Annotated in this window: 4 protein-coding genes; 3 read left to right on the forward strand and 1 reads right to left on the reverse strand. The window is 63.5% G+C overall.

Annotated features, from left to right (window positions below; translation table 11 throughout):
• Positions 1–451: 451 nt before the first annotated feature.
• Positions 452–688, reverse strand: coding sequence for a helix-turn-helix domain-containing protein (locus PLJ71_21345; GenBank protein ID HQM51235.1), 237 nt, complete (start codon positions 686–688; stop codon positions 452–454).
• Between the two features lie 228 nt (positions 689–916).
• On the opposite strand from PLJ71_21345, the gene PLJ71_21350 reads away from it, so the two are divergent.
• From PLJ71_21350 to PLJ71_21360, 3 genes are all read left to right on the forward strand, one after another.
• On the forward strand, positions 917–1510 hold the full coding sequence (locus PLJ71_21350; GenBank protein HQM51236.1) for a hypothetical protein: 594 nt from the start codon (positions 917–919) through the stop codon (positions 1508–1510).
• Between the two features lie 593 nt (positions 1511–2103).
• Positions 2104–4035 carry a WD40 repeat domain-containing protein gene (locus tag PLJ71_21355; GenBank protein ID HQM51237.1) on the forward strand — a complete coding sequence of 644 codons (1932 nt, stop codon included), beginning with the start codon at positions 2104–2106 and terminating at the stop codon, positions 4033–4035.
• Positions 4036–4193: 158 nt separating this feature from the next.
• Positions 4194–6530, forward strand: a complete 2337-nt coding sequence (locus tag PLJ71_21360) for a hypothetical protein (protein HQM51238.1) — start codon at positions 4194–4196, stop codon at positions 6528–6530.
• The last annotated feature ends 150 nt before the right edge of the window (positions 6531–6680 follow it).

Raw genomic sequence — 6680 nt, forward strand, 5'->3', positions numbered from 1 at the left:
CATTGAAGACATCTTCGGGTAGGGGAGATGAGCAGGCGGTCTTTTGAGCGAACGGCGCCACCACAGAAAAGGACTTCGAGATTCTCGACACTATCGATACCGCCCCACGCGCGCTGCAGGCCTGTCTTCACGTTGAAGCGTGCGGCCATATCGGCGTGCGGCGTGTACCAATTCATCGAGCCTGCTGGGGGCGAAGTTGGCCGTTTTCCACGGGGTTCAGTTCGGGCGCGCAGGGCGGCAGGAGGCGGGGGACGCCACTGGCGATGGCCCGCAAAGAACTCGCGCGGAGCCTGGGCGCGGTGAGCTTGCAGACGGTCCCAGACCAGGACAACGAGGCCCTCAACACGCAACTCTGGTCGATGAACACGCGCCAAGCCTTCAGGCGCGAGGCTTTTCTTTAATGCGGGGCCATTGGGTCTTCACCCGTCCCTGGATTCCGTCCTCGTCTCGTTCAATCGCCCGCCGGGCAGGCTTCTGGGACGTCCAGCTTCGGCGGGCGGCCCGGCGGCGGCTTCCGGGCAAGCTCTGCTGCCCCCTGCGCGCGGAAGGCCGCATGCCAGCGCCGAGCGCTTCGCCGGTCCACGCCAAGCACCCGAGCCACCTCGACGGGCGGGTGGCCCCGCTGCAGCAAATCGATGGCGCGGGCCCGCCGCCGCTCCAAATCATCGGGACTTCCAGGGGGTCGCATAGCCCATCACCTCCAAAAGAAATGACAGGACGTTTCTTATGCAGGTGGCAATAGCCGGCCGCCCTCGTTTGGTAGATGACGCATACGGGCGGGGCGAGGTGTTGATCGCCGTTGTATGGGGGCGGCACCCATGTGCCGAATCTGGTATGCTATCCATGGGAGCGGGGAGCTGTCACTGAAAAGCGTGCTTGCTTGGGATCTCAGATCCGTGAGAGAAGGGAGAATCCAATGACCATTGAAGAGCGCTTAGCCGTTTTGGAATCCCAGCTCGCCAGCGCCGCGATGAAGGAGGTCCGGACCGCCAAGCTCATTCTCACTGATGAGAACGGCAAGGCTCGTGTGCAGATGTACGTGTCTAAGTCCAAGAACGGGCCGACCCTGTGCCTCCTCGACGAGAACGGCAAGACCCGCGGCGAGATGTTCGTATCCAGGAGCGGGCCGGCGCTGTGTATGGGTGACGAGAATGGGAAAGCGCGCGCAGTGCTGGGCGTGTCCAAGAACGGGCCCATGCTGGGCTTAAACGACGAGAACGGTAGGGCCCGCGCCCAGATAATTGTGACTGAGAACGGGCCTTTGTTGATCTTGGTCGATGAAAACGGCAAGACCCGCGGGCAGATGACCCTGACGAAGGATGGGCCGGCGTTGCAGCTGGCCGACGAGAACGGGGAGACGCGCGTCGAGCTGAGAGTACTCGCGGATGGACCCTCACTGGGCCTGGGCGACGAAAGAGGCGGGCTGCGCGCCCAGATGGTCGTGACCGAGGACGGCCCGGCGATTCATCTGGGCGATGCGAACGGCGATTTCGTCTGGTCCGCGCCGTAAGAGCCGGGATTGTCTCCGAGGTCCCGGACAACATTAACGATGTGCTGACAGAACTGTCAGAATCCTTACTGCCTTTTCCCCGCTCATATCGCTCTGGAGGCGCGCTCTGGCCGCTCACATGTGGGCGGTTGGCGGTTGCCTCGTGCGGCGGGGCTATTGCCGCAAACCTTGCGCCCTGCGCGAAGCCAGCCGGTCCATACCGAGAAGACCGAGAGACGGGGGGAACGTGACCCACCGGGCCTGTATACAAACCCTCCCGAGAGATTCACTGGGCTTTTGGAAACTTGCCGGGGTTTTCGATTCTTGCGCATTTTGGCGCAAGGAAATTGTGCGGTCCGGTGGGATGGCCGTGATCAAGAGGCCGCCCAGAGTACTGAAAACGAAGGCGCCGCGTGTCTGCCGCAACGTCTCCGCGTACACGGCCCTGTGTTTGGGCGCACTTTCGCATCGCCCGTGCCCGGCGCTTGATTCACTGCCCGGCTTCTGGTTAACTCAGAGATGGATATCGTCAGAATCGTGCCGTTGCCGTGGCAGGCACTCTCCCGCCCCCTCAGGTTCGGTTGCAGTGCTGGGGAAAAGAAGGAAGGATCAACGTGCCCGCGAATACGATAGTCTTCGTTGCGGTTTGTGTTGTGTTTCTCGCAGTCACGGCAGCAGGCGGCTTGCATGCGTATGCAGCCCTCGTGGAGGACCTGGGCGTTCCCGTAACGGCGGTAACGTATGGGAACAGTCATGCCGTTCTGGCACCGGGCCCGAATGGGCAAGGCGACATGTTCTACACCTCGTACTACGTCTCGACGGGATGCGAACTCGTGGGATGCGATTTCCGGGACGGGCGCACGGGTCGCACAAAGCTGCCTTCCCAAGGCGGCTACGGTGTGGCCCTCGGCCTGGACGGCTCCATATACGTTGGCGGCGTGAATCCCGGCGATTTGTACCGCTATGACCCGAAGACCGATGCGCTAGCCACGATCAACGTCAAGCAATTTGGCGTGGACTACATATGGGACTTGGCGGTGGGGCCGGACGGCGCGGTGTATTGCGCAGCGGGATATCCGAAGACCAAACTCATCGCGTTCACGCCCGCGTCCGGAGAAGTCCGTGATCTGGGGGAATTGGCCCCACCGGAGCAGTACTTGCGGTCCGTGTGCGTGGATCGCTTCGGCCGCGTGTGGTGCGGCATCGGAACGCACGCTCGCTTGATTGTATACGACCCCGCCGACGGCTCCCGGCGAGAGGTTCTCCCGGAATCGTTTGCGGCCAGCTCGTGCGTCTACGCGCTCGCGCCATGCGGCCGCTACGTTGTGGCGCACGTATCCTTTGATGGTGTGTTGCTTGTGTTCGATGCAGAGCGCCAGGAGCTTGTGCGCACCGTTCCTAGACTGGAAGGCGATGAGGCATGGACGCTCGCCAGGAGCGGCCGGGACGACGTCATGTACATCACGTCCTGGCCATCGCTGCGCACGTTTCGTTACGACGTCGAGACGGGTGAGCGCACGCCTCTCCCGTTGCGGATGGACCAGATCAAGATCGTCGATGGAGACCGTTGGGTCCATGCAATAGACGACCAAGACTACGTCGTGTACGACCTGCAAGAAGAGCGGGAGACCTTTCGTAGCTCTCTTGTCCAGGGGGGAGACGGCATGGCCGTGTTCGCGCTGACCAACGGTCCCGACGGCAACGTTTATGGCGGCACGTACATCAACATGCATCTTTTCCACTGCGACACGGCTTCAGGCGCTCTTCAGGATCTGGGCAAGTTCAGCCGGTGGGCGGGGCAGGTGGATAGCATGAGTCTCGGCCGGGATGGACGCATTTACCTGGGCGCCTACGTCCATGCCGTAATCAGCGTGTACGACCCTGCCCTTCCGTGGAGGCCCGGCCGCGAACCCGATTCGAATCCGCGCGAGATCGGCCCACTGGGGAAAGGCCAGTACCGTACCCAGGCGAACTGCCTCGGACCGGACGGGCACCTCTACGTCGGCAGCATCCCCGCGTACAACAGCGCAGCCGCCGGCGCATTCAGCATCTGTGATCTGCGGACCGGTGCGAAAGACGTACGACTGAACGTCGTGCCGGGTGGCGCCGTCCACGCGTTGGTCTCCGACGAGCAGTATGTGTACGGCGCTGGCGGCGGCGAGTTCTTTGTGTACGACCCTGCCGCCGATGTCAAACGATTTTCCCTTACCCGTGCAGTGACCGCAATGGCGGTTCTCCGCGACGGTAAGGTATGTCTCTCCGGTAACGGAACGTTATGTGTATACGACCGCGAACGCAACGCTATCTCAGCGGACACAAACAACCCGGCAGGGGACTTCTCCCACATGTGCTCCGGCGCAAACGGAACGGCGTACGGAGTAAACGCCGGCCACATAGCCCGGGTCGGGCCTGACGGCGTATCGGTCGAGGTCCTCACCGACGAGGGCGGCACGTACATTGCCACTGACAGCAAGGGGCGCGTGTACTTCGCGCGAGGGCCGCGGCTTCTTCGCTGCACACCTCCCGAATCGCCCGGGAAGCCGTAAGCCGTTCGAGGGCACGGTGGGGACCTGCCCTCACAAACCTCCTGCGTCCCTTGTTTGCCGCTGGCGGCCGCGGGCAGCAAGCACAGGGCTGTCTTTCTTGTGTTCTCCGCGCGCGAAAGGTAGGCTGATGCGCGGTCAGCATTCAGGAGGACGTGAGAATGGGCAGAGAATTGAGTCGCCGGGTTTTCATCAGACAATCGGTTCATGGCGCGGCGGGAACATTGGCGCTCGCGGGGGCTTTGGGCCGCACGCCGCTTGCGGAGGGTGGCGAGGTGAGCGGGAACGAAGCAAGGAGGCTCCTGGCGGGAGCGGCGGCGGTGGATATCACGCCGAAGGTCCTCCCGGTTATCAACAGCGGCGGTTTTCTGGAATGCGTTGCGGACAAGGTATGCGACCCGCTTCACGCCCGGGGACTGGTACTGGACGACGGGACGAAACGAATCGCCCTGATGGTTGTGGACAGTCTGATGATGCCTCGCGAGCTGCTGGACGACGTGAAGCGCCAAGCAAGCCAAGTGACGGGCATTCGCGAGGAACATATGTTGATCGCGGCGAACCACACGCATTCCGCGCCTTCCGTGATGGGTGCGCTGGGTTCCCGCTGCGACGAGACCTACGCCGCCTTCTTGCCGGGCCGGCTCGTCGAGTGTCTCCGGCAGGCTGATGCAAACCGGGTGCCCGCCCGGGTAGGCTGGGCCGCGGTGCCGGACCCCGAAGATACCAACTGCCGGGTTTGGATTCGGCGGCCGGATCGAATCGGCGCCGATCCTTTCGGCGAGGCCACGATTCGCGCGATGATGCACCCGGGGTATCAGAACCCGGACTATATCGGGCCGTGCGGTCCGGAAGACCCCGCTCTGACCGTGCTGGCGGTGCAGACGGCCGAGGGCGTGCCGCTGGCCCTCGTGGCCAATTACTCGATGCATTATTTCGGGGCGGCGCCTATTTCCGCGGATTACTATGGCCGGTTCTGCGCGGAGATGGAACGGCGCATCGCGCCGGGTCAGAGCGAGCCGCGTTTCGTCGCCATAATGTCGAACGGGACGAGCGGCGACCAACATTGGATGGACTATTCGCAGCCGAAAAAAGAGATCACCATCGACGAGTATGCCGCGCGCGTCGCATCGAAAGCCATGGAAGCCTGGCAACGCGTCGAATACGCCGACGGCGCGCTGCTTGATATGGCCGAGACGAAACTCGAACTGGGGCGGCGAACGCCGTCTCCGGAGCGTCTGGCCTGGGCCAGCCAGGTTCGTGCGGCCATGGGCGAGCGCACCGTGCCCAAGGACCAGCCGGAGGTTTACGCGCTCGAACAGTTCTATCTTGCGGAAACCCCGAGGCGGGAATTGCGGCTGCAGGCGCTGCGCATCGGGGATCTGGCTATCAACGCGATCCCGTGCGAGGTCTATGCCATTACCGGCCTGAAACTCAAGCGGCAGAGTCCGTTCGCGCTGACGATGAACATCGAACTGGCCAACGGGGCCGAGGGATACATTCCCCCGCCCGAGTTGCACTGCTTCGGCGGCTACAACACGTGGCCCGCACGCAGCGCCGGCCTGGAAACCACCGCGGAGCCGGAGATCGTCGAGACGCTGGTGCGGCAGCTCGAGGCTCTGGCCGGCCGCGAGCGCCGGCCGCTGCCGGTTTGCGCGGGACCCTATGTGGAGGCCGTCCTCAGCTCGAACCCGCTTGCGTATTGGCCGATGGACACCATTGCGGGGCAGGTCTGCGCCGATATCTCGGGCAACAACCTGTCCGCGCGGTACGAACCAGGCGTAGCGTTTTATCTCGAAGGAGCTCCCCTCGTGGAAACGGGCCATCCGGACGGGATCTGCCGGGCGGGGCATTTTGCGGGCGGCCGGGCAGCCGCGATGGCGCCGGACCTGGGCGAAACGTATTCGGCCGAGCTCTGGTTCTGGAACGGATTGCCGCATGACGCGCGCGCTGTTACGGGGTATTTCTTCTCGCGCGGCCAGGACCGCGTTCACGGAGGGCCCGGCGAGCATCTGGGAATCGGAGGCACGGATGGCGGGGGCAACGCGGCGGGACGCCTCATCGTGTACAACGGGGACGAGAAGCGCGGGCTGCTCGTGGGCAGTTCCGTGCTCGAGCCGAAGCGATGGTACCGGGTGACGTATATCCGGCAAGGCCGCGAGGTGGCGGCGTATCTGGACGACCGAACGGCGCCGGAGTTCAGCGGCTCGCTCGACCTGGGATGTCCGCCGGAAACGCCCACCTTGTGGCTGGGCGGGCGCAGCGACGGGCTCCTGGGGTTCGAAGGGAGGCTATGCCACGTTTCCCTTTACAAGCGCGCACTTACAGCTGAGGAAGCCGCCACACACTATGGAGCGGCCAGCACGCCCTCGGTTCCCAAGTGCGCCTCCGGGCTGAAGGCCCGGCATATCGTTCAAACGGACGCGAAGACGTTCGCATTTCTTCCGCAAACGGGATTCGCGGTCACGGGTCAGCCGACGGTCTCTGACCATCACGGCTGAGCGGATGACGAGACAGTTGAGCGGTTGTGGCATGACGATGTTTCGGGCTTTCAGCCCTCCCCCTTTAATGATGCGGTGCCGTTTTCCTGGCCCTCCAGGCCAGGCTGGTATGTTTCGCGCCGTTGGCGCTGAAGAATACCGAATCATCGG

The sequence above is a fragment of the Candidatus Hydrogenedentota bacterium genome, assembly GCA_035416745.1.
Taxonomy (GTDB): Bacteria; Hydrogenedentota; Hydrogenedentia; order Hydrogenedentales; family SLHB01; genus UBA2224.